Source organism: Stenotrophomonas sp. A3_2 (genome assembly GCF_036624925.1).
In the GTDB taxonomy this organism is placed as follows: Bacteria; Pseudomonadota; Gammaproteobacteria; order Xanthomonadales; family Xanthomonadaceae; genus Stenotrophomonas; species Stenotrophomonas hibiscicola.
On record NZ_JAZKVY010000034.1, the window covers coordinates 1 to 313 of the forward strand.

Consider the following 313-nt stretch of genomic DNA (forward strand, 5'->3'; position numbering starts at 1 on the left):
TTCTCCGCGCGCCTGGACGCGCTCGCCCGGGTGCAGGGCCTGCTCTCCCACGCCGACGGGCAAGGCATCACGCTGCTGGCATTGCTGCGCCTGGAACTGGATGCGCTGGGGCTTGCTTGGGAAGCGCGGGTGACCCTGCAAGGTCCCGCCGTGGTGCTTCGCCGCTCCATGGTGCAGACCCTGGCGCTAGCGCTCCACGAACTCGCAACGAACACGCGGAAATACGGCGCCTTCACGACAGAGACGGGGCATCTCGACGTGACCTGGGACGTCCACGACAACGGCAAGCGCCTTGCCCTTCTGTGGCGGGAGA

Annotated in this window: 1 protein-coding gene; it reads left to right on the top strand. The window is 67.7% G+C overall.

Going from position 1 to position 313, the window contains the following annotated elements; translation table 11 throughout:
* A partial coding sequence (locus R5H29_RS00210) for an HWE histidine kinase domain-containing protein (protein WP_332328539.1) occupies window positions 1-313 on the top strand: 313 nt, incomplete at both ends.